17 protein-coding genes and 1 pseudogene are annotated in these 26,997 nt (G+C 59.2%); 4 read left to right on the top strand and 14 right to left on the bottom strand.

Annotated features, from left to right (window positions below):
• The first annotated feature begins 137 nt into the window (after nucleotides 1-137).
• Nucleotides 138-1,133, top strand: a complete 996-nt coding sequence (locus C7I36_RS07700) for a hypothetical protein (protein WP_106453136.1) — start codon at nucleotides 138-140, stop codon at nucleotides 1,131-1,133.
• Here the strand turns inward: C7I36_RS07700 and C7I36_RS07695 are convergent.
• The gene (locus C7I36_RS07695) at nucleotides 1,121-2,788 is read right to left on the bottom strand and encodes a methyl-accepting chemotaxis protein (protein WP_106453135.1); all 1,668 of its coding nucleotides are present in this window, start codon (nucleotides 2,786-2,788) and stop codon (nucleotides 1,121-1,123) included. The two genes, C7I36_RS07700 and C7I36_RS07695, sit on opposite strands and share 13 nt — an antisense overlap.
• A gap of 216 nt (nucleotides 2,789-3,004) precedes the next feature.
• Between C7I36_RS07695 and C7I36_RS07690 the strand changes: the two genes are divergently transcribed.
• Genes C7I36_RS07690 through C7I36_RS07680 form a run of 3 tightly spaced genes read left to right on the top strand, consistent with a single transcriptional unit; the run spans nucleotide 3,005 to nucleotide 6,722 of the window.
• Nucleotides 3,005-4,921, top strand: coding sequence for an alkaline phosphatase D family protein (locus C7I36_RS07690; RefSeq protein WP_106453134.1), 1,917 nt, complete (start codon nucleotides 3,005-3,007; stop codon nucleotides 4,919-4,921).
• Nucleotides 4,922-4,957: 36 nt separating this feature from the next.
• Complete coding sequence (locus tag C7I36_RS07685) at nucleotides 4,958-5,776, top strand: DUF2797 domain-containing protein (RefSeq protein WP_106453133.1); 819 nt, start codon at nucleotides 4,958-4,960, stop codon at nucleotides 5,774-5,776.
• Nucleotides 5,777-5,786: 10 nt separating this feature from the next.
• Nucleotides 5,787-6,722, top strand: a complete 936-nt coding sequence (locus C7I36_RS07680) for a ketopantoate reductase family protein (RefSeq protein WP_106453132.1) — start codon at nucleotides 5,787-5,789, stop codon at nucleotides 6,720-6,722.
• A gap of 171 nt (nucleotides 6,723-6,893) precedes the next feature.
• Here C7I36_RS07680 and C7I36_RS07675 read toward each other — a convergent pair.
• The 13 genes and pseudogenes from C7I36_RS07675 to brxF all read right to left on the bottom strand — a co-directional run.
• Nucleotides 6,894-7,521: pseudogene (locus tag C7I36_RS07675) on the bottom strand (IS5 family transposase); the annotation flags it as partial.
• A gap of 644 nt (nucleotides 7,522-8,165) precedes the next feature.
• The gene (locus tag C7I36_RS07670) at nucleotides 8,166-8,345 is read right to left on the bottom strand and encodes a hypothetical protein (RefSeq protein ID WP_106453131.1); all 180 of its coding nucleotides are present in this window, start codon (nucleotides 8,343-8,345) and stop codon (nucleotides 8,166-8,168) included.
• Nucleotides 8,346-8,388: 43 nt separating this feature from the next.
• Entirely contained in the window at nucleotides 8,389-9,120 is a 732-nt protein-coding gene (locus C7I36_RS07665; RefSeq protein WP_219899617.1) for a hypothetical protein, read from the bottom strand.
• Complete coding sequence (gene pglZ, locus C7I36_RS07660; protein WP_106453130.1) at nucleotides 9,117-11,147, bottom strand: BREX-3 system phosphatase PglZ; 2,031 nt, start codon at nucleotides 11,145-11,147, stop codon at nucleotides 9,117-9,119. Before pglZ ends, C7I36_RS07665 begins: the two co-directional genes overlap by 4 nt.
• Nucleotides 11,144-13,981: a DEAD/DEAH box helicase gene (locus C7I36_RS07655; protein WP_106453129.1), complete on the bottom strand. Its 2,838-nt coding sequence runs from the start codon at nucleotides 13,979-13,981 to the stop codon at nucleotides 11,144-11,146. The genes pglZ and C7I36_RS07655 overlap by 4 nt, the downstream gene beginning before the upstream one ends.
• A gap of 232 nt (nucleotides 13,982-14,213) precedes the next feature.
• A complete protein-coding gene (locus C7I36_RS07650; protein WP_106453128.1) occupies nucleotides 14,214-16,991 on the bottom strand; it encodes a DNA methyltransferase in 2,778 nt (925 codons plus the stop codon).
• Nucleotides 16,978-18,852 (bottom strand): RNA-binding domain-containing protein, encoded by a 1,875-nt coding sequence (locus tag C7I36_RS07645; RefSeq protein WP_106453127.1) that lies wholly within the window; start codon nucleotides 18,850-18,852, stop codon nucleotides 16,978-16,980. Before C7I36_RS07645 ends, C7I36_RS07650 begins: the two co-directional genes overlap by 14 nt.
• A 74-nt stretch (nucleotides 18,853-18,926) precedes the next feature.
• Nucleotides 18,927-20,816 (bottom strand): ATP-binding protein, encoded by a 1,890-nt coding sequence (locus C7I36_RS07640; protein WP_106453126.1) that lies wholly within the window; start codon nucleotides 20,814-20,816, stop codon nucleotides 18,927-18,929.
• Complete coding sequence (locus tag C7I36_RS07635; RefSeq protein WP_106453125.1) at nucleotides 20,806-20,991, bottom strand: hypothetical protein; 186 nt, start codon at nucleotides 20,989-20,991, stop codon at nucleotides 20,806-20,808. The genes C7I36_RS07640 and C7I36_RS07635 overlap by 11 nt, the downstream gene beginning before the upstream one ends.
• A 5-nt stretch (nucleotides 20,992-20,996) precedes the next feature.
• On the bottom strand, nucleotides 20,997-21,515 hold the full coding sequence (locus C7I36_RS07630; RefSeq protein ID WP_106453124.1) for a hypothetical protein: 519 nt from the start codon (nucleotides 21,513-21,515) through the stop codon (nucleotides 20,997-20,999).
• Entirely contained in the window at nucleotides 21,512-22,789 is a 1,278-nt protein-coding gene (locus tag C7I36_RS07625) for an AAA family ATPase (RefSeq protein ID WP_106453123.1), read from the bottom strand. Before C7I36_RS07625 ends, C7I36_RS07630 begins: the two co-directional genes overlap by 4 nt.
• A 3-nt stretch (nucleotides 22,790-22,792) precedes the next feature.
• Nucleotides 22,793-26,518 carry a DUF6079 family protein gene (locus C7I36_RS07620; protein ID WP_106453122.1) on the bottom strand — a complete coding sequence of 1,242 codons (3,726 nt, stop codon included), beginning with the start codon at nucleotides 26,516-26,518 and terminating at the stop codon, nucleotides 22,793-22,795.
• Between the two features lie 11 nt (nucleotides 26,519-26,529).
• A complete protein-coding gene (brxF, locus tag C7I36_RS07615) occupies nucleotides 26,530-26,997 on the bottom strand; it encodes a BREX-3 system P-loop-containing protein BrxF (RefSeq protein ID WP_106453121.1) in 468 nt (155 codons plus the stop codon).

Genomic DNA, 26,997 nt, shown 5'->3' with positions numbered 1-26,997 from the left:
TGAGCCGCCATAGTAAAGAAGGCGGCCGGCGCTGGCCAGCCCTTACCGATGACGGCTTTTTTGCGACAGCGCAAGGCGGCGGCCGGCGGATGCCGCTATCATGGAACCCTGATCCTTGGACCCGAGCGGAGACGTTCATGCTGTTGTTGCTGTTTCCCCTGATGATATTGCTGCTGCTGGCGGTGGGTGGCGGCGCCTGGCGGCTGGGAGCCGACTGGCTGCCGCTGACCCAGACCGGCCTGGCGTTTCATGGCGTGCTGATGGTCAACGGCTTTTTTGCCACCCTGATCAGTTGTGAACGCTGCGCCGCCTTGGGCGACCGGCGTGGCTGGCTGGTGCCCCTGTGCGGCCTGCTGGCCAGTGCCAGCCTGTGGTGGCAGCCGGCCCTGGCCGCTCCCCTCTATGCCCTGCTGGCGCTGGGCATGACGCTGGTCTCGGCGCTGCTGTGGCGCCGCCAACCCCAGGATTTTACCCTGTTGCTGGTACTGGCCTGTGCGGCCCTGCTGCTGGGCAACCTGTCCTGGTGGCTGGCGGGCATGGATGCGGCCGTGCTGCGAGCCTGGGTGGTGTTCCTGGTGCTGACCATCGCCGCCGAACGGCTGGAGCTTTCGCGCCTGTTGCCCAAGCCCCTGTGGGCCCGGCGGCTGTTCCTGGTGCTGGCATGGGCGCTGCTGGCGGCGCCCTGGCTGCCTTTCGGCCATCTCTGGCTGGGGGCCGCCCTGATCGGGCTGGGAGCCTGGCTGCTGCGCTTCGACATCGCCCGCCGCACCATCCGCGGTACCGGCCTGCCGCGTTATGTCGCCGCCTGCCTGCTGGCGGGCTACGGCTGGTTGCTGGTCAGCGGCCTGCTGTGGTTGCTCGGAGTGTCGCCGGACATGGCGTTGCACGGCGTACTGCTGGGCTTTGTGATGGCCATGGTGTTCGGCCACGCGCCGGTGATAGTGCCGGCGTTGCTGAACACCGGCTGCCACTTCCACAAGGTGCTGTACCTGCCCCTTGGCCTGTTGCAGCTCGGCCTGCTGGGGCGTCCGTTCTGGCCCCAGCTGAGCGCCTACCTGACCAGCCTGGCCATTGTCGCCTTTATGCTGAGCTTCCTCGCGGTGCAGCTCGCCGGCCGGCGTCAGGCCCGGTAGCGGCCCACCAGCTGCTGCAGGTGCCCGGCCAGCTGGCCCACTTCCCGGCTGGTCTGGCTGGCGGCCCTGGAGCCGGCGTTGGTCTGTTCGGCGATGGCCACTATCTGGTGCACGTTGGTGTTGATGCTTTCCGACACCTGGGTCTGCTCTTCCGCCGCGCTGGCGATCTGGGCGTTCATGGTATTGATGGTGTTCACCGCGGTGCCGATGTCGAGCAGCGCCTCGTCGATGCGCCTGGCTTCGGTCACGGTGTGGCTGCTGCGATCGCGGATGCTTTCTATCGCCTGCACCGCCTCCTTGGCACCCTGCTGCAGCCGGGTGATCATGTTGTGGATCTCCTCGGTGCTGGCCTGGGTGCGTCCGGCCAGGGTGCGTACCTCGTCGGCCACCACCGCGAAGCCGCGCCCCTGTTCACCGGCCCGGGCCGCCTCGATGGCGGCGTTGAGCGCCAGCAGGTTGGTCTGTTCGGCGATGCCGCGGATCACGTCCAGCACGGTACCGATCTGCTCCGACTCCTGCCCCAGCCGCTGGATAATATCGACCCCGCCGGCGACCTGGTGCTCGAGGCCGTCGATCACCCCTATGGCCCCTTGCAGCAGCCGCTGGGCATCGCCCACCTGGGTTTCCGCCTGTTGGGCGGCATCGGCGGCGCGGGCGGCACTGGCGGCCACCTCCTGGGCGGTGGCCGACATCTGGTTCATGGCGGTGGCGAGCTGGTCGCTTTCGTGGTGCTGGCGGCCAATGCCCGCTTCGGTTTCATCCATAAAGCGTTGCAGCTCGGCGCTGGCCTCCTGCAGGGTATCCGCCGACTGGCGGGTGCTTTGCACCAGTTCGCTGATCTGGCCGGCAAACTGGTTGAAGGAGCGGGCCAGGGTGCCCAGCTCGTGGCCATGGTCGGCATCGAGGCGGCGGGTCAGATCGCCTTCGCCCTGGGCGATGTCCTGCATGGTCGACACTGCCTGGCGGATGGGATGGTGAATACTGCGGGCCATGATCAGGCCGGCGGCGGCGATCAGCGCCAGCAGCAGGGTGGCCGAGAGGGCCGAGTTGATCAGGCCCTGGCGCACCGAATCCGACAGCTCCTGCTCCAGCCCGGCCACGGTGGCCTGCAGATCGTCGATATAAAAGCCGGTGCCGAGCAGCCAGTCGGTGCCCGGCACCGGGGCTATGTAGGCCAGCTTGGGCGCGCCCTGCTGGGTATCGGGTTTGGGCCAGCTGTATTCCACATAGCCGCCGCCCTGGCGACCGAGGGCGACATACTCCTGTACCAGATGGCGGCCGTCGGGGCTGGTGGAATTGAGGTAGTTGTTGCCTTCCCGGGCCGGGTTGTCGGCGCTCACCACCTGCACGCCCTGCAGGTTGTAGACAAAGAAATAACCGGTGCCGTCGTCAAAGCGCAGCCGGCGCAGCTGATCCTTGGCGGCGTCGGTTTCGCCCTGCGCCAGCAACGGCGCTATGCCGGACAGGGCCAGCTCCATGTAGTTGGCCAGCTGATCCTTGCGCGCTTCGAACAGGGAACGGTGCAGGCTTTCCCCGCTCAGCGCCTTGAGATGCAGGGACTGGGAAACATTGACCCAGGTACTGACGGCGGCCAGCAGGGCCAGCGGCAGCAGGGCCAGCAGCAGAATTTTTTGCCTGATGGAAAGTTGCTTCATCCTTGATCTCGCCCTTTTGTTTTGTTTACATGTTTTTATCATTTTGTCTTATCCATGTCATTCGAGTTGGCACATAAATGTGCAATCTCGCTCCGTGCGGAACCTCGGCCTCCCGGGGTTCACCGCCGGCGGGATCGCGGTTTGGGGCGCTGGCGCCTTTTCAACGCTTGCGGGCTGCCGTTATCATGGCCCCATTACCTATTTACCGAGAGTGCCATGGCCTCCACCATCCTTGCCGGCCCCGTGTTGCGCCGCTGCCGTCCAGACCGGCTGGTCTTCTGGCTGGCCAGCCGGGAGCCCCTGAGTTTTCGCCTGTTGCTGCCCGAGCGGGAGCCGGTGCTGCTGGACGCCGGCCAGCAGCACCAGCTGCAAGTGGGCGAGCGCTGCTTTATCCAGTTGCTGGATGTGGCTCTGGAACAGCCCTTGCCGGAAGACACCTTGCTGCCCTACGACCTGCAATGGCGCCAGGACGGGGAGCGGGAGTGGCAGGGCATGGCCAACTGGGGGCAGGAACTGTGCTATCCGGGCGAGACCCTGCCCAGCCTGGTGATCCGCAGCCGGCTGGACGACATGCTGCACGGCTCCTGCCGTAAACCCCATCACGGGGCGGCGGATGGCCTGGTGGCGGCGGATGGCTGGCTGCAGGGGCGCCGGCAGCGGCCGGAACAGCGCCCGGCACTGCTGATGCTGAGTGGCGATCAGATCTATGCGGATGACGTTGCCGGCCCCATGCTGACAGCCATCCACCAGCTGATTGATGAGCTGGGACTCTATCCGGAACGGCTGGAGGGCGCTCTGGTGGCCGACAGCGCCGAACTGTTCGCCAGTCCGCTCAACTACTACCGGCGCCATGAGCTGCTGCCCAGCACCGAGGCCAACCTGCCGTTGCAGAAACGGTTTTTCGAGGGCGCGCGCAAGCCCATTTTTACCACCAGCAGCGCCGCCAACCACCTGATCACCCTGTCTGAGATGCTGGCCATGTACCTGCTGGTGTGGTCGGCCGAGCCCTGGCGCGGGCTGCCCTCGGCCCGCCCGGGGCTGGACGGCGAACTGGCCGCGCGCTACCAGCGGGAACGGGAGCGACTGGAGGCCTTTGTTGCCGGCCTGCCGGCGGTGCGCCGCCTGCTCGCCCACCTGCCGACCATGATGATCTTCGACGATCACGATGTGACCGACGACTGGAACCTGACCGCCGCCTGGGAAGAAACCGCCTATGGCCATCCCTTTTCCCGGCGCATTATCGGCAATGCCCTGGTGGGTTACCTGCTCTGCCAGGGCTGGGGCAATGCACCCGATGCCTTCAAGGGCGAGCCGATGCAGCGGCTGCGGGACTGGAGCGAGCGGCCCGGCGGAGAATGCCAGGATCGGTTGATCGACTGCCTGCTGCGTTTCGACGGCTGGCAGTACAGCCTGGACACCAGCCCCAAGCTGCTGGTGCTCGACACCCGCACCCGCCGCTGGCGGGCCGAGTCCAACTTTAACCGTCCCTCCGGCCTGATGGACTGGGAGGCGCTGACCGAGTTGCAGGGCGAATTGTTGCACCACGACGCCGTGGTGGTGGTATCGCCCACGCCGGTGTTCGGGGTCAAGCTTATCGAGGTGATCCAGAAAATCTTCACCTGGTTCGGCAAGCCGCTGCTGGTGGATGCGGAAAACTGGATGGCGCATCAGGGCACCGCCAACGTCATCCTCAACATTTTCCGTCATACCCGCACCCCGGCCAACTACGTCATCCTGTCGGGCGATGTGCATTATTCCTTTATGTACGACATCCGGCTTCGCTACCAGAAGGGGGATCCGCACCTGTGGCAGATCACCAGCAGCGGCATCAAGAACGAGTTTCCGCACCGTCTGCTGGATGTGCTGGACCGGCTCAACCGCTGGTTGTATGCGCCCCGCTCGCCGCTCAACTGGTTTACCCGCCGCCGCCGGCTGGAAATTACCCCCCATCCGCCGCTGGGCGCATCCCGGGGCGAACGGCTGCTCAACCGCGCCGGCATCGGCCATGTCCGCTTCAACGAGCAGGGCGAGCCGGTGCTGGTGCAGCAGATCACCGCCGATGGTGTGGTGGACTTTATCGAGCAGCGACCCCGGGAGCTGGCGGCGGATGCACCGTCCCGCTCGGGCTGTTAAAGTAACGGCGCCATCCACTACCGATAACGACACAGCATGAGCAAGATCACCGGAACCCTGGTCAAGATGCCGGCCAGCCTGGACCGGCCCGTGGCCTACCAGCTGGCCCTGGGCGAACACAGGGTGGACCTGAACGGCCGGCTCGGCCAGCCGCTCACCCTCAGCCACACCGGCAACATCTACTGCGACGCCTGCGGCCGCAAAACCAGCAAGAGTTTCGCCCAGGGGCACTGTTTTCCCTGCATGAAAAAGCTGGCCCGTTGCGACATGTGCGTGATGAAGCCGGAGACCTGCCACTATTTCGAAGGCAGCTGCCGCGAGCCCGAATGGGGCGAGCGCCACTGCATGGTGCCCCATATCGTTTACCTGGCGAACACCTCGGGCCTCAAGGTGGGCATTACCCGGGCCAGCCAGGTGCCCACCCGCTGGATCGACCAGGGCGCCACCCAGGCGCTGCCCATACTGCGGGTGGCCAGCCGCCAGATCTCCGGCCTGGTGGAAGTAGCCCTGGCCGAGATGGTGGCCGACAAGACCAACTGGCGGGCCATGCTCAAGGGTGACGAAACCCCGCTCGACCTCAAGGCCGAAGCCGCCCGGCTGCTGCCGGAAATTAAGGAAAAACTGGCCGAACTGGCGCTGCGCTATGGCGAAGAGGCCATCACCCCGTTGGATGAACCCGTGGTCGGACTCGATTACCCGGTGCTGGAGTACCCAAAGAAGATCGCCAGCCACAACTTCGACAAGAACCCGGTGGTGTCCGGCACCCTGCTCGGCATCAAGGGCCAGTACCTGATCTTCGACAGCGGGGTGATCAACCTGCGCAAGTTTACCGGCTACGAAGTGGCCCTGGGCTGAGGAGGAAGAGATGAGGTTTTTGATTATCGGCGCCGGCGGTATCGGCTGCTATTACGGTGCCCGGCTGCAGCAGGCGGGCCACCAGGTGGTGCTGGTGGCCCGGGGCGAGCACCTGGCCGCCATGCAGCAACAGGGGCTCAGAGTGGAGCACGAGGATTTCCGGTTCAGCCAGCCGGTGGCGGCGCTGGATGTAGCCAGCCTGCGCGAGACCTGCGCCAGCGGCGACTTCGACCTGGTTGTGCTGGCGATGAAGTCCCAGGCCACCGGCCCCCTGATGGCGGAGCTGGCGGACTGGCTGGCCACCAGCACGGTGCCGGTGCTGTCGCTGCAAAACGGGGTGGACAACGAACCCCTTATCAGCGAGGTGGTGGGAGAGGCGCGGACCCTGGGCGGACTGGCGGTGCGTATCGGCGGCCATATAGTGGCGCCGGGGCTGGTGCAGGCGGACGGCCCGGCCCAGGTGATCATGGGCGCCTGGCCCCAGCAACGCCGTGCCCAGGCCGGCCTGCTGGAGCAGCTGCGCCAATGTTTTGAACAGGCCGGCATTCCCACCCGGGTAGTGGTGGACATTCGCCGTGAGCTGTGGCGCAAGCTCATCATCAACAACGGCGTCAACCCGCTTTCGGCCCTCACCGGGCTGGACACCCGCCGCCTCAGCCATCATCCGCAGCTGGGCCGCAGCGTCTACCAGATGATGGCGGAAACCGCCGCCGTGGCGGCGGCCGACGGCGTCAGCCTGGGCAAGACCGACGTGGACGAGATGTATGCCCTGATCCGCAACTTCGACGCCATCAAGACTTCCATGCTGGTGGACAAGGAGAAGGGGCGGGAGCTGGAGCTGGACGCCATCAGCGGCGCCGTGCTGCGCCGGGCGGAACAATTGGGGCTGGAGGTGCCCGCCACCCGCCTGGCCCACGGCCTGCTGCGGCTGACGGCGGTAGCCTGAGCCGGCGGGTTCCGGGTCAAGATTATTGTGCCGCGGCCGATAGCCGGGGGCCAGATAACAATAATCATACTGACCGAGGAACCCAGGTTGTTCAGACACATCAATATCGGTACCCGCCTTGCCGCCGGCTTCGGAGTGCTGATGGCGGCTATCGTCGCCCTTAGAACCTGTTCAAAGTCTTTTAAGCAAAAGGCTCAAGAAAGCCAAGTGAATGAACTGCAGACTGGTGTTAAGTAGCCGCTCGCAGTTCTTCCACAGCCGCCGATTCTTTTCCAGCCAGGCGAAGCTGCGCTCTACCACCCAGCGTTTGGGGATGACCTTGAAGGTGTGGAGTTCGCTGCGCTTGGCCACCTGCACCGTGGCCCCCAGGATCTCATGTACTCCTTGGGCAAACGGCTTACCTGTGTAGGCGCTATCTACCAAGACACTCTCGACTTGCCCTAACCCTGACTGTCATCGTTCAAAGGCGTTCAGCGCTCCCTTCCGATCCGTCACGTTCGCTGTCGTCACGGCGACTGCATGTGGCAAACCCTGAGTATCGACCGCAATGTGCCGCTTGATCCCCGATACTTTCTTGCCCGCATCGTAGCCTTTCTGCCTGGCACTATCGGTGTTCTTGACGCTCTGCGCGTCCACGATCAAGAACCTGCTGCAAGCGTTGCGCCCCTGTCTCTCGCGGGCCGCGCCAACCTGATTTTTTGAGTGCCTGCTCAAGCAGGCTACCGCAGTCACGCGGCTCACTCCAGATGGTGAAATACGAGTGCACCGTGCGCCACTTCGGAAAGTCACTCGGCAAGGCATAGTTCCCCGGACACACAGACGCAGGTAAGATCACCTGCCCAGAGAAGGTGTGTATCATGAGTCAGAAGAAAGCCTATACCGCTGAGTTTAAAGAAGCCTCAGTCAAGCTGGCGGTGGAGTCCGAGCAATCCGTCAACCATGAAGTGGCTATAGGAACTTTGGCAGGGTAGGGGGCTTTGAACGGCCGATGGGTGACGCTGCGGTATCCCCTGAGTATCCCGGGAGCTTTCAGGCGTGCGCAAAACGGCACACAGGCGGCACAAAAAAAAGCCAGTGCATTGCTGCAACTGGCTTTTTTCAGTGTCTGTATGGTGGCCCCTGCCCGACTTGAACGGGCGACCAATCGATTATGAGTTTGCAAGCAACACTGCAAGCCCAGCAAAATCAGGGGTAATCTACCGTAAGCCAGAAAAGCTAAAAGTATTTACGTGACAGTAGGTTAGCGTAATTTTGCGAAGATGGCCAGAACGGGTGAGTGTACCGCTACTGTACTGATTCCGCCTGCTTTTCAGTACAGTCAGGCGCGCTTCGCTGGTGGCCATTTGAGTCTTCAAGGATTCCTTGACTGCTGCCCTCGGAATGCTCATATCCAACTGACAAGGATTCCTTGACAGTTGGATGGCGTGGTTCGATCTCAGGCTACTACGTCGAAGAGCCGGTAGTCTGGCTCAGGCAGGCGGTGCCTGTCGTCTGCATATGGTTTGGTGGCTCAAACTCGTAGCCTGCCGCGATAAGCTCTGCTTCAACGTCTTCGGTGATGAAGAACGGCTCAAGTTGACCATTCTCTTGAGTCGGTAGGTTTTCGTCCTCACCGGCACTCATGTCGTCAGCTCCTTTCGTGTGTTCATCGGGCCTGAGGCCGGTCTTAGTCTTCTGTCCGCAAGCCTACTAGCTGGCTGCCAGGGCCTTGGGCGTGCAGCGTCAGGTTTGGGCTTTGTGACGCCAGGTAGCCCAGCGGTTGATCGAGAACGAATGGATAAAGCACGGCCAGGGACGACAGAGCCGCCACAGACACCGATTTACCGCCGTAGCGCAAGGCAGCCTCAATCAGCCAGGCGATGGTCTCGGCATCATTGAGCACCAGGGGTTTCAGGCGTACCAGACGCTTGCCTTTTTCCACGCGCTCGATGACCCCCCAACTGGCTTGCGACTGCAGGACCATGTTGGTCATGCGGTAGGTGCCTTCCCGCTCGCCGTAGATCTCACTCATGCGCCGCTGAATTTCTGACGAAGTGCAGTCTCCCTGGAGTGCGGACAAGCGGCCCACCAATTCAGCGACCTTGCCGAAGAATGGGTAACTGGCGATTGCCATTCCCCAGGTCAGGGCAGCGGTTGGGACGCCAGGGTTGGCTTTGTAAATGGCGATACCGCGTTCAGCGAAGCTGATCAGTTCCGGTCGTGGTTCAAGCCATAGGCGATTCAGTACGGTGCGCGTCTTTTTGCGCGCCGCCACGCCGAGCCCAGCCTCATCCAGCAGGGCATTCAAGTCATCGGGTTCAGCCAGGCCGGCACGCACCCGTAAAGCCGCTGACGCCCACTCCAGCGCTATGTAGCGGTCGAAGCCGATTTTTGGGGCAGGCGGATTGATCGTATTCAATTGACGTAACTCACTTTCACAAAGGGCACGATAAGTTCTTCCAGGGACATGCCACCGTGGACCACTACCTGGTCACCCTTTGGAACAAAGGCTCCGCGCTCTCCTGCAAACAGCGGCATAAAGTTGGCCGGCAGGCCAGCGATATCGAGACGAAAGCTGTCCGGTATCGCAGTTTCTGTCTCGGCAATCATGGTTTCACTGCGATAGGTGCGCACCCGTTCGCCGCGCAGCTCCGAGGCAACCCCCTGATTTGGGCGGCCAATGCCCACGGCCTCTGCATTGCCGTGGTCGGCCGTCAGGTAGATATGGAAGCCCTGGTCGAGCAGCATCGCAAACAGCTGATCAACAAACCCCGACTCACACCAGCTGTTGATTTGCGCAGCCACGCCGCGTTTGCCGAGCACGGCTCCGTGGATGATTTCATCCACGGTATCCACCACCAGGCCGGCGACTTTCAGGGCAGGATTCGAGAGCAGCTCCTGCAACTCCGGCAGCTCATCAGTGCGCTTGATCGCCTTTCGATAGAGGATCTCATTGGCACGCAATCCCTGGTCCTGCCAGAACCGGGTCCAGTGCTGAGGTTCTTTTGAGGTTGTCTCAATGTGCTCGGCGAACTCGCGTGGGCGCAGGCCGGAGAATAACGCCTGCCTGGAAATGGACGTCAGCGTGGGCAGCCAGGCAAAGCAGGCGTTTTCATCAAACATCAAACGCGGCGCATGCTGGATAAGGTTTTCGCGAATTTGTGTCCACTGATCGACAGCCAACCCGTCGAAAACGACCAGCGCAATTTTTTCCTCACCGTTGGCTCGACGCATCGCCAGGTAGCGAGGCACCTGATGCACCATCACCGGCCCCTTGGCAGCGGGCAGGGAAGGTAGGTCAGCGTAGTGCGCCTGTACCCAGGTTTGCAGTGCACTGTCGGCGCGAGCCACCAGGTCCTTCATGTCCGCCTTCAGACCATCTGCGCGCACGGCATCCAGACTGTGGAAACGCGAGATCACTTCGCCTAGGCGCCGGGCAAAGTGGGTCCAATCCCTGTGAGACGATGTGGTGCCAGGCAGCTCTTCACTGAGGCTCTTGATCCCCTCCAGCACCAGGTTGCGCATCGCTGCGGGGTCCTGCACCACCCCGGCTTTTGCCCACTCCGGCAAGCTGACCGGTACGCCCTGAATGGCCAGCGGGTGCAGCGTGCCGTCCAGGAACATCGAATCAACGATTGCGCGGATGTCGTGATGCTCGAAGGGAATATCGAGCTGCGGTATATAGTCCGGCGCTACCGGCTCCGCCGTGCGTCTGCCGATCAGTCCCAGTTTCTTGAGGTAGCGGTACCAGGCGTCCTGTACCACACGCAGCGCAAAACTTCTGTTGGAGAACAGCTCGGCAATCGGGCTGCTGGCGAACACCGGCCGGTCAGCCAACACCTGTTGAATGTGCTCGGCCAAGGTCTGAGGCAACAGCGTCTCACGGTAGTGCAGCCGGAGCAGCTCACGCCACAAATCCTCTGGCCGGGTAATCAGGTGGGGGCTTACCCGGTAGATGTGCGTCAGCACAAATTCTTTGGTGGCGGCTTCGCCCATCGCTTGAGTCGCATGGCGCGCCTGCACCTCGAACAGCGACGGCAGGATCTCACTACCCAACTGCCTCAGCACCGTATAGCTGAGCTTTGGAAACAGCTCTGCGAGCGAGAGACTAACCTTGCGCGCCTGGCGTAAGTAATCCCAGGGCAACTCCGCCGTGCTGGAATCGCGCACCTGGATAACCAGGGCGCTGGGTGCATTGGGCTCCCCTGCCTCCCAGGCGGCGCGGTAGCGGTCTTCGTACTCGGCTCGAAAGGCGACACTGTCCTCAAACGGCAGCACCTCGAAGCCACGTTCACGCAGTCCGGCCAGTACCTGCTCGTCCAGCAGCACGTTGTCTGGGTCCGCTACAATCCACAGCCGGGCCAAGTCGGACGGGAACTCCTTCAGAATGCGATCAGCCAGCAGCGTGCTGCGATGGGCGACGTTGTCCTTGGATAAGTACGTCATGCGGCGGCCCCTCCCGCCGAGCCAATGCGCAGTATCAGCACGGCATTCAGTTCTGGCGTGCAGGCTTCTGCTTCCGCCAGATCTGCCATACGGGCCTGATGTTCGGTTTCAAGACGCTTACGCCGGTGTTCGCGGACGGCAGGCAGGCCGATTCGGCCAATGGCCTGAAAGCGCGACTCGAAGGCATAGCGGGCGCGCTCACGTTCCTCGGCAAGCCAGGTTCGGTGCTCTTCCAGCAGCTCGGAGAATAGCCGCTCACCCTGACCTTTGGCTGCCGTCAGCGATTGCTCAAAGAGTGCGGCTGCGTGCTCACTGTCCGGGTCTGCCGTCAGGCGCACCTCTTCGGTCAGCAACAGATCCCAGATCCGCTTGGCGGTGGGAACAAAGCTGCGGCCATCATCGGTAACAAAGACCGGCAGGAAACGACGCCGGGTGAAGTTGGCCGAGCTGTTGGAAGCCGCCAGGCTAACGCTCCACAGCGACCAGGTACCCTGCACGGTGTCAGGCAGACCGGTTACCTGTACGACAGGCAGCGGCTGGCCGGCCACGCAGCGCGGCAGGTCGCCGATCAGCGCACGGGCTCGGGGGTCTTCCAGCGTGATCCACTCCATCTCCGGGTTCTGCTCAGTGGTTCGCGCATCGAAGCAGACCGGGAAAGATTCACTGCCATCGGCCCACACTAAACGCCAGGTATGGCCTGACTGCTCCGCTGCGCCGCCACGGGTGGGCAAGCCGGTTGTTACCGCACGCTCCAGCCAGTACTGCGCCGGGTGGTCCCGCCACTTCTGGGACTCAACCGCTTCCAGCGGGTGATCATCGGTCAGCAAATCCGTATCAGCGCGGCTCGCGGCCACTTTCTCGCGTACCTGGTTGATGACCGCGTCGCACTCCTTGTCGATGGATTCTGGGTCTTGCAGGCCATTCACAAACAGCTCATCAAACAGCGGCTCGACTTCCACGGAGTCCATCACGTCGGCGGCTTTATCAACACCGAACTCCTGGGCAATGATCTCCAGCTTCTGCTCCAGCACCTCGCGAACCCGGTGCTCTACCGTGTCTTCCAGTACAAAGTTGATGGCACGCACCACATGGGGCTGGCCAATGCGGTCAACGCGGCCGATTCGCTGCTCCAGGCGCATCGGGTTCCAGGGCATATCGAAGTTGACGATCACATGGCAGAACTGCAGGTTGAGGCCCTCACCACCAGCGTCGGTGGAGATCAGCACTCGAACATCACGGGAAAATGCCTGCTGGGCGCGGGTGCGCGCCTCCAGATCCATGCCGCCGTTAAGCAAGACAAAGGAAAACCCACGGCTTTCCAGAAACTCGGCCAGCATGGCCTGGGTGGGCACGAACTCGGTGAACACCAGCACTTTCAGTTCTGGGTCGTTCTCTTCCTGTTGCAGCTTGTAGATCAGTTCCAGCAGCGCTTCGGCCTTGGCATCGGTGCCTTGCCGTTCGGTTTCCCGGGCCAGATCAAGCAGCATCTCGACTTCGGCCTTTTCCTGCTCCCAGTTGCTGGCCTGCAGCGCCACGTCGAGTTGTGACTGCCCGTCGAGTTCAGCCCATTCGTCCAGGTCCACGTTATCGAACAGGTTGGCCTGTGGCTGCGGCGCATCCAGCAAGGCCTGGCGTCTTTCCAGCGTGGCACGGATGGCTGCGGTGCTGGAGGTCACAAGCCGTTGCATCAGGATCATCAGAAACCCGATGTGGCGCTGCTTGGCGGCCATGGCTTGGTTGTAGCCGTGGCGCACATAGTCGGTGACTGCGTCATACAGCTGCTTCTGCGCGGTGTGCCGTGCCTGCCAGGCAACCGCCTGCAGCCGCGTAGAGCGTGGCTTGAACAGGGGCTGGCCATCGGCGTTGATGGCGGACCGCTTTTCGGTGCGGATGACAAAGGGCTGCACCCGGTCACGGTGGATGCTGCCCTCATCAACAAAGGCCTCGCGGTCTAGCAACTGCATCAGGCGCAAAAACTGATCGGTCTTGCCCTGGTGTGGCGTAGCGGACAGCAGCAACAGGTAGGGGGCAGCTTCTGCCAACGCAGCGCCCAGCTTGTAGCGGGCGACCTGGTCGGTACTGCCACCCATGCGGTGGGACTCATCAATAATCACCAGATCCCAGCCGGCGGAAACCAGATCTTCGAAACGCTCGCGGTTGTAGCTGTTGAGTTGTTCCTGGCTCCAGCCACGGCGGCCATCAATGGGCTTGACCGAGTCCAGCGACACGATCACCTGGTCGTGCATTGTCCAGAGGTTGTCGTCGTTCTGGGTGCCCTCAGCGCGCCAGGCGCGAAAGGCTGCCAGCTCGGTGGCTTCGATAAAGCGCAGGTGCTCGCCGAAATGCAAACGCATCTCCGCCTGCCATTGCCGGATCAGGCCTTTGGGGGCCACCACCAGCACCCGTCGCACCATGCCGCGCAGTTTCAGCTCGCGCAGGATCAGGCCGGCCTCGATGGTCTTGCCCAGGCCCACCTCGTCCGCCAGCAGGTAGCGAATGCGGTCGCGGCTCATGGCCCGGTTCAGCGCGTACAGCTGGTGGGGCAGTGGCACCACACTGGATTGGATGGGGGCCAGCAGCAGGTTGTCTTCCAGGGCATCCAGCAGCTTTGCGGATGCCGCCGTATGCAGGATCTGCTCAACCGCCGGGCGCACCGCTGCCAGATCACCGAGATCCTGGGCGCGGGCACGTACCACTGTGTTCTTGGCCGGCAGCCATACGCGATAGGCCACCTCGCCCCACACGTCTTGGCGTTCAACAACGCGGCACGGGGTCGCCTGCCGGATGAACCAGCACCAATCGCCAATACTGTAATCGTGCAGCGGTTGTGTCATTGGCTGCCCCCAATCCGCAGACTCGGCAGGGGGTTAGTCTCATTGTGCTTGACCGCGTCCGCCGTCGCTTCAAAGGCGCGGCGAACTTCCCCGGTAACTTCCCCGGCGACTACCCCGGTGAACTCACTTCGACTTGGTCCCAACTTGGTCCCAACTTGATCCCAGGGGCGACCGAGCACCGCCCAGACATGCCGGGTGGTGCTGATCAGTGGATTACGGCACACCGCTAGAATCACAAGCCGTCCTCGGTGCGAGTCAGTGCCTGGTCATACCAGAGCAGCAGCTTTTCATCTTCCTGCAGCGCCTCGTCGGGGATCTTCTTGGCCACGGCAATGATGGTCTGGTAGTCCTTCTTGCCCCAGGCCTCCTTGAAGCCGGCGCGCAGTACTTCCAGGCGGAATTCCTTGATGCGACGGCCAGTGAAGGCCTGATACACCTGGAACTCCTTGAGCAGTGCTCTTTCGCGCTTTTTCTCCAGATCCTGTGCTTTGTTCGGATCAGGCACAAACCAACGGTCTTTGGCTTTGGCGATCAGACGCGGATCGCTCTTCTCCAGGCCACGCAAATCCTTGTGGTTGGTGGACAGGTAGCTATGGATCTGGCTGGGCACTTCTTCTGTGCCGTCATATTTTAGAAAATTACTTTCAAGTAATGCCAATAGTTCTGGTCTTAGCTCGTGTTTTTTCCACCCCGCCCCTAACTGAGCAGTGAACTCAGGATGGATCTCCTGATAGGTTGACGTGCGTCGCTTGAGGAAATTGGTCAGCCAGTCGATGGCGCTGCGCTCATCAGAAACAAACAGTTCCATCTGTGGTGCCTGGGTCACTTGGGCGCGTTTCTTGTCGTACTCGGCTATTTGTTCTGGCAAAAAGACCATGCCGTCACGTTCAGGGAAACGCATGCGCAGTCCAGAAAGAAACTCATCGTTAGAAATAGGTACCGGCGCATCGTGTCTTACGAACCAAGCCACCATTCGGTCGAAAATTCGGCGTGGGTCTCGCTCTACAATGAACTCCAGCTCTCCGTTGCGAGCTTTGACTACCGACAAGTTGTTAAGATGGGTTCGCACAAAATCCCAAGCCGAGTCTACAGTCGGACCATTTTTGGCGAGGCGATCCTCTAGACCTCCGTTGGGCTTATAAACTGATATCACCAAGTCTTGCTTAACTGCATTTGGCGACATTGCCTGTTGAAATGTCAGATGGACTTTATCAAGTGTCGTGACTTCTGCTACAACAAATCCGACCTGCTGCAAAGCCACTTGGATTGCGTTCCAAACAGCTGCTCGACTATTAGAAAAAACCACCGTCATCCACCGGCCTGGTTTCAAGACACGATAGTACTCAGAAAAACACTTCTGCATTAAGTGTTGGTATTCTAGTACCTTTTTTCCTTTTACCCGGTCGATGATAGCCTCAGGGTTTGAGTCGCTCACCACGCCATGCCATGATTCTCCCAAAAAGTTTAAATCTGAGTAGTAAATGTTTTCTCCAAAGGGTGGGTCTGTGAAAATGTAGTCGATAGAATTTTTTGGTAGCGATATTTTTGTCGCGCTCGCTGTTGAGATTGCAACATTTTTACCCCAGTCGGATGTTTTTGCCCAGCCTGACTTCTCCATCCTTTTTATTCTGTTTACGCTGCCGCGCAGCAAGCTAATAACGTTTGCTTCTGCGATTAAGGACGAAACGTAATACACGCCGGTTAAGGGTGAGTTTCCGAAGGAAGAGGCTGGTCTGTAACGATTCATAATTGATGCGTTAACAAACTGATGCTGTGCAATTACCTTCAAAGGTCTTTTTATTGATTCGTCACTTAAGCTATTAACCTTATCAAAATATCTTGAAAGAACATGTAGTGCTCTGGGGAGAAATAGGTCATGAATGTTTGAAACATTCGTAGTTTTCATTCTGCCGACTCGCATCATCTGCATGTCGGGGAAGTCATTGGTAGGTGCATTTTTCGGGAATGGAAGATCTTCTATTTTTTTCAATAGATCTAGATCGCTTGCTTCTATCGCTTTCGTAACTTTCTTTGACCCTATCGTTGCGCGTAAAAGTACGGGTTTTCTTTTTGGTCGTTTGCGGAACTCGGCTGTTCCTTTGTCTGAAATCGTCTCAAAAACCAGATCAAGATCTTTCTTTCCAAGATCTGAGCTGCAGTGCGGGCACTTAATGGAGTCTTTAACGCGCGCGGTCTCTTCGTCAAGAGCGTGGTCATGAAACACAATCTCTCCTGCACACTCTGGGCAGGCCAACACCTCTGACCAAACCGTAAAATCGATAGTGCCCGATCTATCCTCCTGGTGTGTTTCATACATCCAACCTAGCTCCTCCTCCAGCTCTGCAAGGAGCCTAGAAGCGGTCTCGGTGAAAACTTGTATATCTAACGAAAGATTGTAATTGGCGGTAATAAATGTTGCTAAAGGGGATAAGTCGCTAAGGACTGCGCGGCGTGCCCCCCATTTTGGGGCGCCCTTGCCTTGTAGTTTCCAGTCAGCTTCGAGCTCGTATTTCTGATCTGCCGATGCGCAGCCGCACCACTGTGCTGCCACACCGGTCATGCCTGAACCAGCAAAACCATCAAAAATTATGTCACCAGGATCAGTGTAATGGAGGATCGACGGAATAATGGCAAGGTGAGGCACCTTCGTATGATATGAGTGTGCTTTATATACTGGGTCAGATTTTCCGACAGATACGTCAACTGCAAACGGCTCTTTTGCGTAATGTGTCTCAGGGTTATATGGCTTTCCATAGCGCTCGACAAACTCCTCCAACCATGGGTTCGGGCACGCGGTGTAATAAGGCGGATCAGACATCGCCAGGATCGCCTCATCGGTGCCCTGCGGAAAACCTTCCTGCTTGCGGAATTCCGGATCTTTCAGCTTTTCAGCCAGCAGCTTCAGATAATGCTCCCGGCGAGCCTGATCGCTGGGGAAGGTTTGGCCCAGGCATTCGACCGGGCCAGCTGTGGCTTCTGATCTCAAGTCCAAAGAGTCAGTCGTTTTCATGGGTATTCGTCCGTTGTTTCGTGGCCTGCTGATCGGCATGCCAGGCTCTGAGTTTGATGCCCGCCTCGGTCAGCACGTAGCGCTGCTTGGATGAGCGGGGTTTGTCCGGCACGGTCATCCGCAGAATCCCGCCGGTCAGTAAGGGTTCGACGTGCTGGGCCTTGAAGTAGGGGCGCTGGCTATAGCCGGTGTGCTCCATCAGTTCGGCCAGTGAGCGGGGCACGTCGGCGTGGCTGACGACCTGCCACTGGGTGTCGGTCAACTGAACAAGTGTCTGAACATGTTCAACAGCCGGCTGGCCGACTTGTTCAGGTACTTGTTCAGTCGTGCCCTGATCAGGGTCAGTCACAGTAACCTGCTGATTTTCCGACGGTGTTTCGGCTTCTCCTTGCCCGAACCGTGCGCGCAAATGCTCGGCCAGGACAAACTGCTTGGGGGCGTTGTCGGCTTCCTCCAGAACTACTTGTACAGCCAGTCGATGGGCAAGCTCCCGGGCTGCTGCGCTGCCAAGGCCAGTCAGGCCTTTGATGTCAGCCAGGTCGATCTGACCTTTGCGAGTCAGGTAGGCGAATACCGCCGCTTCGTGTTGCGACAGGCTGACCCCCAGGTTTGCCTGAGCCAGCATCTGGGCTTCGGAGATGAGTTTTTCCTTGCACAGCCGCAGGCGAAAGCTCTTCTCCGCCTTGTTGTTGTCGATGACCGGGGGGACAAACCCCAGGGTACGCCAGCTCTCGAAAATGGCGCCCACCCCCGTACCACCCTGGTCGGATAGACCAATACGGCGGAAAGCATTGACGATGCTCGGGTTGCGAACCTCTTTGTCACCCGGATCGAGCAACTGCTCACGCGAGGCGAAGGCATCACCGGGATTGAAAAAATCGGTTTGTCCACGGAAGAAGCGGATAACCGGCACCCGTGTGGTATCACCAAAGTCCTGGTGGATCAGCAGGTTGATGGCAGCCTCACGGAAGGAAATGTAATCCGGTGGGTCGTCATCGCGCCGCAGAGTGGCGGCATCGACTGAGAACGGCCGCTCGCTGTGCCGGAAGTAGAAGTCGACCACGGCCTGCCAGGACTTGATCAGGTTCTCTTCGACCATGAGGCGGTCGGCCCAGCGAATGCTGGGAGAGTACTCTTCGGAGGTGTAGCGATAGAGCTGCAGATCGACACTCATGCGCGGTAGCACTTGCCGCACATATTCATCGGCACCCAGCACCAGAATGGCTGCTCGGGTCGGCCTCAGGCTCCCACTGCGTTCTACCAGAAACCCCCACCTGCGCAGAAAGGCGGTGTCGTCATCCGCGCCGTCCTTGCCGGGGTTGCTTGCGGTAAAGCGTTCCCGATACCAACGAACGGTGGCCTGATCGAAGCATCGAGTGATGTCCAGGTCGAGCGGTTCGGCATCGAAGCGATCCGCAGCGGCGTCGCGCATAAACCGCATCAGCTCATCAGGCGTGCAGGTATCGTCGCGGCCGCCACGGCGGATATAGGCTTTTTTTGGATTGCCGTCGATATAAACCGGCTTCTCGTTGCGACCGGCCTCCGGAATGTGGAAAACGATGACGGTGCCTTCTTCCAGGGTATGGAGCGTGCCGTTGATCGGCAAAAAGATACTGACCTTGTTACGGTCCCTGACCTGGCCCAGGAAGTCGTTCTGTACCTTGTCTGCGTCGATCACACCGGTGACAGTGAAAGTCCGGTTGGCTTCCTTGACGCCAAACACCAGGTAACCGCCAGCGGTATTGGCAAATGCACTGACAGATGACAAGGCATCCCTGGGCACGGCCCAGCCTGCCTCCTTGAACTCGATATCGTCCCATTCGATGGACTGCAGACGCTCCAGCAGTTCTTCCCTGGTCATTGTGACTCCACTAGTCTTTTTGCTTTGGAGTGTCTGTCATGAAATCGGTCATTCATGCTAATTCGTCTTCCTGATCAGTCATCGGCCGAAGATCTGGACCTGCTTTGATCTTCTGCATATTGCTTCATTCCGGCTCGCAGGATCTCCAGGAACGTGTGGTTACGGCATTCCGCGTCAGCTACGATCGCATCGAAAGAAACCACAAACGAGGGCGTAGGAATAATGCGGCCGTCTGGATGCGGTGTTTCAAATTCCTGATAAAACACCCTGCCTTTGGAGAAGAGCGGCGTCCACTTCATTTGCCGGAGTCGAAAAGCTGCTGTGTCATTGATATCTACGATCGCGTAGTACCAAACTCTTTGGATGTTCTGGCAGTGCGCCACAAGCTTTCCTGCGCGATCAAGTAGCTGGTTGACTGCGTAGAAATTGTCCTTTTCCTCGTCAGTCTTTTTCTTTATCTCTACCACTACCACATCTACTGGCACATCATCATTTGGGTCCGCAGAGAAAATCATGGCGATATCAGGTCGTCCCGTGTCACCGATCTTTTCTTCATCAAGTCGTATGGCATTGATGACGGTATCCATGCTCTTTTCACTGAGAATGGTTCGGAACACCATGAACTTGTCGTCCAGCAGCCAAGCATTGTTCTGGTAAATCTCAGACGGCATCGCATCCTGCGAGAACTCTTTGAACCTCGGGACAATGAGGTTGTGGATCTCGGATTCGGCGTTGTCGGCTGTCATTTCTTTCATGCGGCCGATAATTTTTTCCCGGTACAAGATGTATTCGGTGAGGGTTCGGGACGAGAGTTCAAGCGATTTCTCGTAAGCTGACTCGCTCAGATGTTCGCACTGAAGAATATCTTTCTGAACACGGAAGAAACGCTGTTGTGCGATGGTTAAAGCATCGTCACGATCAATCAAGCCGACGGTATCTGTCTCGAAGTAGCCGAGTAGGTGAGGGAATTGCTCCTCAAATTTCGCCCTGACCTTGGCGTTTCTTTCTGTGATTAACGGAATCTGTTCGGCAAGTACCTTGCCAAGCTCCTTGCGCATTACGCGGTAGAGGCGTGCCTCTTGAATGCCTTCAGGCAGCACAAGCTTTTGCCTTGAGCTGTCCGCATTGGAGTGGAAGATCTCAGATTCAAATAAAAAAACACATAGATAGCCCGCCGGAAAAGACGATGGTGGTATTAGGTTGGCTGGTATCGTTCGTCCATCAATGCTGAACGCGGTCAGTGAGCGCCCCTTACCTGTCACCGGTTCAATGTGGTAGTACATGTCGATGTTGGAGATGGCGTCTAGCGTATCGTCCTGGATCGTAACCTTGGTCATCGACGGCAAGTCGTCTGCCGTTATTGTTGTTTCGTGCGGGAAGAACTCCTTCTGCGCATTGCTTTCATTGGTCTTCAGGTTGATAGAAATCTTGAAGGCTTTCCCATCACGCTTGCGTGCGTCCAAGGTAGGCAAAAACTGCTCGATCAAGAGCGGCTTTAGTGCATCCGGCTTCAGGTCGTCGTAGGACTTAACCCGGTCCTTGGCAAAGCCAGTGAACTCCAGCGTGGTCTTGGCTGGTTGCTCGGCTGCAAGAGTTTCCAGGGGTGCATTGCCATCAAAAGAATCTTTGAAGATGAAGTGCCTGTGGCACCTTCCCCATGTGCTAGTCACTTCAACACGGTTGAAGTAGTTGAGAAAAACCAAGCGCCCTATGCCTTTATGGAACTTGTCCCTGGGTCGCAGTAGCTTTCTGAAGCGCTCGAAATTTTCGTCGGTGAAGCCGTCGCCGTTGTCCGAAACAGTTATCTTGAGTGTGTCTGGCTTATCAAATGCGTGCACGTCAATATCAATGCTCACCTCAGTTGCGCCAGCATCCAGAGCGTTGGCAACGGCTTCAAAATACACCAACGTCAATGACGGGTTGGGGAAGAACAGCCTGATTGCTCCAGATGTTTCAATGTCCATATTCTGCCTCTGTAAGATCTAGGGCCTGTCCGTATGAAAAATTTGCCGTACTCTGGAGCTCGTTGAGCTTTTTGTGATGAACTTGCTTGATCAGGTCTAGCTCGGTCAAAGCCTGACGCAAATGTGTCCACTGCATACGGTGTTTGGCGCGGATGTAAATAAGCAGAGTCTTCACGTTGCTCACCTTGATGCGCGGCGACGGGGTGGCGCAGGCAGCGGCTTTGCAGGCTCATAGGCTTTGAGTCCAGCATCACCGGTCAAAATTTCGACATGAAAACCTGCTTTGGCGTAATGTTCAGCAACGTCTTTGATGGTTGCATCGCCAATGGATGTGCCGCCCACAGCTAGCCCAGGCCAACTTTCAGCCAAGACTTTTAGTTGATCCGACTCCCAGAGGGCGGACTGATCGGTGAAAGCCGCCCATGGTGTTTGCGCGTCGGCGGTGGCGGCAAGATGACTCGCCAACGCAATGGCGCACTCGTGGCGACGGTTTGCCGCTTGCGCAATGTGGTTCCCTGTTTCTATCAGTGTGGCAAGCGGTAACACAAACGTACTCCGCTGCTTATCTTCTTCAATCAGTGCATCAATGCGCTCTGGGGTCCACTGGTCATCAAGCGGCCCCGCCGTCTCCTTACCGGGAATCCTTAGCCAGCAGCACAGCACAGACGTATCCAGGATCAAAACCTTCTTGGTGGTCATACGCCTGCCTCTTGCTTTCCCTGCTCCGAATGAAGACTCGCTTCAATTAGTCCTCGGCTGGAAAGTCGGCCAACAGTACCTTGCGCCAAGAGTTTGGGGAGGTCTGCAATGTCCTCCAGCAGCGTTAACAGGCTGTCCCCGGTGGTCGGGTCACGATGCGCAACCGAGATGAATGGCACCATTTCGGTTCCCATTGCATCGAGCAGTGCGGGGTTGTGTGTGGTGACAACCACATCGACTTCTCGCTCACCACCAACTTCTTTGAGCATGTGGAGAAGCAGTTGCGCCCGTGATGGATGCAATCCGTTATCTACCTCTTCGATGATCAAAAGGCTCCCTTGCGGCCTGGTAAGAAGAGCTGTGAGTATTGCCAAGAAGCGCAATGAACCATCCGACATGCCGCGTGCGTCCACTGCTGCGTTCTCTTTGCTATTGCCCCAATGTTCGTCGCAGTACAGCATGGCATCAGATCCGAACTTGCCCACTGGCTCTGCATATACTTTACGGATGTCTTTCTCTGGAAGCTTGCTGGCGAAGCGGGTGAGGGTGCTTTCGATATCCTCTTTCTTGTCTGCTGGCAGTGCAGCCAGCACTCCTGCGATATTGGCTGCGTCAGGCTCCAGGCGTTCCGATAGCGCTGAGTAACCCCGCATGTGCGAAGGGATCGGATCAAGGACAAAGATATTTTTCAGCGCTTCGAGAACTGCAGCGACACCATCTTCAATCTCTTGGCGCGGCTTTTGTCCCATGAGCTGATAGAGCACAGCATTGGCGCGGCTCAAAGGGCGAGGTGAGCCGCGCTTTTCGTTATACAGTCTTGCCACAATGGTGGGCGAATGATCATCACAGGAGTCAGTGGTGAAAAGGTTAATGCGGCCACTCTCGCTGCTCCGTGCACCATCTTTTGTAGCGCGATACTTGATGCGGATAAGTTGTTCGGCGAGCAAATCACAGCGGTTTCCAAGCACGTGGCCGTCGAGCCTGTACTCGTAATCCATCTGTTCGGTTGCGCGAACAGTTACCTCTAACGAGAACGTGTTGCCGGGCCTGCGTGCCGCCCATTCGATCCCCCCGCGCACAGCCATCTGCGTGCCTTCACCCTGCAATGCTGCAGTTAGCTGCGCTCCCATCGCAACCCGGTTCAGGAACAGTAGTGCATCCAAAGCGTTGGATTTTCCGCTGGCATTTGTACCTATGAGAATGGTGAGCGGATCGATATGTAGAGTCGATTCGCGGTGGCTTTTCCAGTTTTTGAAGAGAAATTTAGAAATCATGATTCACTCCACCACAAATCGCAGTTTGCTGGCGTCCTTGCCCTTGCAGCGTTCGGTCATAAAAGACTCGAAGCGACGACGCAGGTCTTCAGGCGTGGCCGGAGAGCCGCCGGCGAGCAGTGCCTGTTTGATGTCGTCGCCGGTGACCAGGATCTTCTCCAGGCCGGACAGTGCCTCCTGGATGGTCGCCACAAATTCCGGCGTGACCGGGTCGGGCAGTGTTTTGGACGCCAGGAAGGCGGTAATCAGCTCGCGTTGGCTGGCCTTCAGCAGCTCGAAGTTGGCCTGGATGATGGGGTCGTCGAGGTTGTCCAGCAGGGTTTGCTGCCAGCCTTCGAGCAGGCGGTCCAGCTCTTCATCCAGGGCCTTGAGTACGTTGGCGGCCGGCAGCAGATCGGCTTGCTCATTGGCCGGCCGGAAACCACAGTGCGGGCACACCGGGCTGGTGGCCAGCTCGGCTTCGACCAGCGAGGCGCAGCTTTTGAGCTTGTCGAGCTTATCTTCGAAGCTGGTGAGCTGCCCGGTAGGCATCAATGAAATACCAGCCAGTGCACGCAGCGTGGTAATGCGCGAGTCGCGGCGCAGTGCGGTTTTGGTCTTGTCCTCGGCTACGCCGAGGCGTGCCTTGCTGTGCTGAGCCACATAGGCGTTGATATAGTCCTTCTTGAGCCCTGCCAGTTGTTGGCGGTAGGTGGCGGCCTGGGCTGCACTCTTGTCCTGTGCGAGTTTGTCGAGAATGTCCTTGCGGGCCGACTGAGCCTGCTGCACCCAGGGGTGGCCACTCGGCAGGACCATTTCCGCCTGGGACAAGTAGCCAGCCACGCTACCCAGCTCGGCGACTAGATCACGCAGTTTCTCAACGGCGGAGAGCACGTCCAGGTTCTTTTGCTGTGCCTCAATGTCAGCCTGGGTGATACGCAGGTTCTTCAGCTTGCCCACGGTGTTGTAGGGGGACAGGCTTTCCAGGAAGCTCTTGAGGGCCTCCAGGCGGCTGCGCCAATCACGCAGCTCTTCCTCACGCAGCAGGGACTGACCCCAGAAGCTCAGGCGGGTTTGCAGGTCGGTACCCACGGTTAGCACCCGATTGACCAGTTTGGCAACGGCTTCTAGCAGCTCCTTGACGGGCTCTTCCTTGCCCTGGGTGGCCATCTGCGCAAAGCCGCTTGGCAGGCCCAGCAGCTCGAACAATGAGCGAAGAACGGCGACATTGATCTCCTTGGGGGCTTCAACGTGTTTGAAGGTCTTCAGATCATCCAGGGTGCGCTCGACCAGCAGGGCGAGTTTGCCGGAGTCGATCTTGTCGCCAGTGATGGCGAGCACGATGTCACCGGAGTAGACCAGCCCGCCCAGCACGGCCATCAGCAGATCGGGCTCCAGGCGGAAGCGTACTGGTGCAAAGAACTCGACGTCGGTGGCGCCACTGATCAGCTCAGCGCGGTTGAGAACCTGGCCGTGGCCCTTAGCGGTGAGGCGGCTGAGGACTTCCTGGGCATAACGGGAGCGGGTCGGCTCGATGCGGTCGCCGTCGAGCATCTCCAGGGCATCCAGGATGACGATGGCGTCCTTCGTGCGGGTGCCGCCGGCCAGTGCCTTCAGTGCGTTGCCGATGAGCTGCTTGCGGTTGGCTTCGGTCACCAGCGCCGAGAACGTTGGGTACTCCGGTGCCAGGTCAGCAAAATGAGTGCCGAGGGCCAGGCCTGAGGTCACGTTGACGATGTCACGGAAGTTGGCGCGCTCATCCGGCCCCAGGCGCAGCTTGTCACGCATGGAAACGCCCTTGGCCCACTCCTGCAGGGTTTTGGTCTTGCCCTGGTAGGTGACTTCGAAGGCCGTCATCTGCTTGTCTTGCAGCCACTTGCTCATGTCGCGTAGGGCTTCTTTCGCCTTGTCCAGATACACCGACTTGGCGCCACCGCTGGCCGAGGATGCCAGCTCCTGGGCAGCGGCATAGCAGGCCAGATAGCGCTTGATGGCATCGTCCAGGCCTTTCAGGCGGAAGAACACCTCATCCTTGCGGCTGTCGTCGCGAAAGCGTGGTGGTTCGAACGGCTGGATGAAGTAGATGTAGAAATCACGTTCCGGCTGGGCGGTCGGCCGGTCGTTGGGGGCGCCAAGGAACAGGTAGCCGTTGCGTTCGACGCGCCGCTCCTGCCACTCCACCTGGTGTTGCCAAATCCGGTAGCCGGTGACGTAGGTGTCTTCCTCGGCGCGCTCCATCAACTGCATCAGGGCGCCGTAGTAGGCACGATCCAGAGCATCGTCGGACAGGGCTTCGGCACGCTTCTCGATTTGCGCGTCGTAGTCGACGTCTTTCTTCAGGTCGAGGTAGTACTGCTCGGTGTCGGGCGCCTTGGAGATGAACTGACCGTTCACCGTCTTGACGATCTCGCGCAGGGTGGTTTGCACGGCGGTCAGCAGGTCGTCGGCCGGCTCGCCCCCCATGTCCTCGATGCCGGGCTGGTACAGGCAGAGGGTGTCGCGCAGCTCTTCGGCCGTCGGCCCAACGGGCACGTAGATATCGCCGCCGGTGGTCAGGCGGTGGACCGACAGGCCTTTGATGACGCGAATGGCCATGGCCTTGTAGGCGGGGCGAGAAAACGCTTTTTGCACACGCTCGCCCAGCACTTCAGCGACATTGAGTACAGGGCCGATATTCGGGTCCGAGCGCAGTACCGAGTTGGATGTGACCGTTTCCCAGAATTTGTCGAAGCCGATCAGGCCTGGACGGTCGGTGGGCACTTCATCGTCCAGGATGGCCTGGATCTGGTCGCGCAGGGTGACCAATGCGCCGCGTTTTTCGGTAAAGATCAGACGCTCGAAGGTGCCGATGTAGTCCGGGTGCACCGGAAACAGCCGCACGTATTCATCCATCCGCTCGTTCATGTTGTGGTAGAACTTGGCGAAGGGTGTGAGGTAGGTGCGGATCTTGTGCTGCTGGTCAGCGGATTTTTTCAGCAGACGCTCGGCGACCACGAAGCTGACATCTTGACGGGCCAGCAGTACCTGGGTGAAGCGCTCGTTCACACGGCGCAGGCTATCGGCAACATGCTGGAATCGGCTGTTGTCGAAAATGGCTTCCTGTACGCCGGCCACGAAACGGAAACGCAGGTGCTTGGTGACTTCGCCGATCTCGCGCAGGAAGGACAGATCCAGCACCAGATCGTGGTCCTTGCGCGAGCGTAGGAACTCAAGGAACTCGTCGACCACCAGCAGCACGCCCTTGCCAGGGTGTACTTCGTCAAAGGCGGCCATCATTTCCTCGAACGCCGCTTTGTTATTGACGACTTTGTCGGCCGGCGGGAAAGCGTAGCTGACGCCCTGCTTCTCCAGGAAGATCTCCAGCTCCTGGGTGATGATGTCGCGCAGGGACATCTGGCTGGAGATCTCGATGCGGTGCACCTTGAACTTGCCAGCGATGCTGCCGGCCGCCTCGGCGACTTTGGGGTGCTGAACCATCGGCACATAGGCGGCGTCTTCAGCGATCAGCGACAGCACCGACATCAAGTGCGATTTACCGGTGCCGTAGTTGCCGACCACCAGCACACCCTTATGGTCAACCGACTCATCGAAGGAGAGCTGCGGGATCATCTGCTTGGCAATGCGCTCGGCCATGTCATCGGAAATGACATAGGTCGCGACGAGCTTCTTGGCCTCGTTGGGCCGATTGGCGTCGAGCAGCTGAATGACCGACTCAATCGGCTCGAACTGAATAAGATCCCCGTAGCGCATGTGCTTCCCCTTTACCCCAACGATTCAATTTCAAATGGAACCAGGCCATCCAGGCCGTAGTCCTGATATTCCGGATGCCCCATCTCGGCATAGACGAGCCGGCCTTCGCGCAGCTCACCAGGCCACACCGCGACTACGCGGCGGCCATGGGCGTGGCGCTTGAGCAGGTCCAGCGGGTCCAGCTTGAGCGAGCGGTCGAACAGCAGCTCGAGATTGTCGAGCAACAGCAGGTCGCCCTCGGCATGTTCATCAGCCAGATCCCGCAGAACCACATTTGCCTGGAGTGCTCGCTGCCGCTGAGACATCGCGGCCAACTGGCGACCTAAGGCAGCACCTACATTCATCACACGGAGGCCGTGCTGCTTTGCTAATGCACCGATTAAGGCACTCTTGCCGCTGCCAGGGCGGCCAATCAGCAGGACCAGCTTGGTTTGCAAGGCGCCTACTTCGTTAATTCGTTGTGCGAGCTGCTCCAACAT

The organism is Zobellella taiwanensis, from assembly GCF_003012795.1.
GTDB lineage: Bacteria > Pseudomonadota > Gammaproteobacteria > Enterobacterales > Aeromonadaceae > Oceanimonas > Oceanimonas taiwanensis.
The sequence above is the reverse complement of the archived record's forward strand: the minus strand, read 5'-3'. Positions and strand labels throughout refer to the sequence as shown.

What these genes read in the sequence shown, in the direction of transcription:
- C7I36_RS07700 (WP_106453136.1), top strand. Translation starts at nt 138, where the DNA reads ATGCTGTTGTTGCTGTTTCCCCTGATGATATTGCTGCTGCTGGCGGTG.
- C7I36_RS07695 (WP_106453135.1), bottom strand. Translation starts at nt 2,788, where the DNA reads ATGAAGCAACTTTCCATCAGGCAAAAAATTCTGCTGCTGGCCCTGCTG.
- C7I36_RS07690 (WP_106453134.1), top strand. Translation starts at nt 3,005, where the DNA reads ATGGCCTCCACCATCCTTGCCGGCCCCGTGTTGCGCCGCTGCCGTCCA.
- C7I36_RS07685 (WP_106453133.1), top strand. Translation starts at nt 4,958, where the DNA reads ATGAGCAAGATCACCGGAACCCTGGTCAAGATGCCGGCCAGCCTGGAC.
- C7I36_RS07680 (WP_106453132.1), top strand. Translation starts at nt 5,787, where the DNA reads ATGAGGTTTTTGATTATCGGCGCCGGCGGTATCGGCTGCTATTACGGT.
- C7I36_RS07670 (WP_106453131.1), bottom strand. Translation starts at nt 8,345, where the DNA reads ATGAGTGCCGGTGAGGACGAAAACCTACCGACTCAAGAGAATGGTCAA.
- pglZ (WP_106453130.1), bottom strand. Translation starts at nt 11,147, where the DNA reads ATGACGTACTTATCCAAGGACAACGTCGCCCATCGCAGCACGCTGCTG.
- C7I36_RS07655 (WP_106453129.1), bottom strand. Translation starts at nt 13,981, where the DNA reads ATGACACAACCGCTGCACGATTACAGTATTGGCGATTGGTGCTGGTTC.
- C7I36_RS07650 (WP_106453128.1), bottom strand. Translation starts at nt 16,991, where the DNA reads ATGAAAACGACTGACTCTTTGGACTTGAGATCAGAAGCCACAGCTGGC.
- C7I36_RS07645 (WP_106453127.1), bottom strand. Translation starts at nt 18,852, where the DNA reads ATGACCAGGGAAGAACTGCTGGAGCGTCTGCAGTCCATCGAATGGGAC.
- C7I36_RS07640 (WP_106453126.1), bottom strand. Translation starts at nt 20,816, where the DNA reads ATGGACATTGAAACATCTGGAGCAATCAGGCTGTTCTTCCCCAACCCG.
- C7I36_RS07630 (WP_106453124.1), bottom strand. Translation starts at nt 21,515, where the DNA reads ATGACCACCAAGAAGGTTTTGATCCTGGATACGTCTGTGCTGTGCTGC.
- C7I36_RS07625 (WP_106453123.1), bottom strand. Translation starts at nt 22,789, where the DNA reads ATGATTTCTAAATTTCTCTTCAAAAACTGGAAAAGCCACCGCGAATCG.
- C7I36_RS07620 (WP_106453122.1), bottom strand. Translation starts at nt 26,518, where the DNA reads ATGCGCTACGGGGATCTTATTCAGTTCGAGCCGATTGAGTCGGTCATT.
- brxF (WP_106453121.1), bottom strand. Translation starts at nt 26,997, where the DNA reads ATGTTGGAGCAGCTCGCACAACGAATTAACGAAGTAGGCGCCTTGCAA.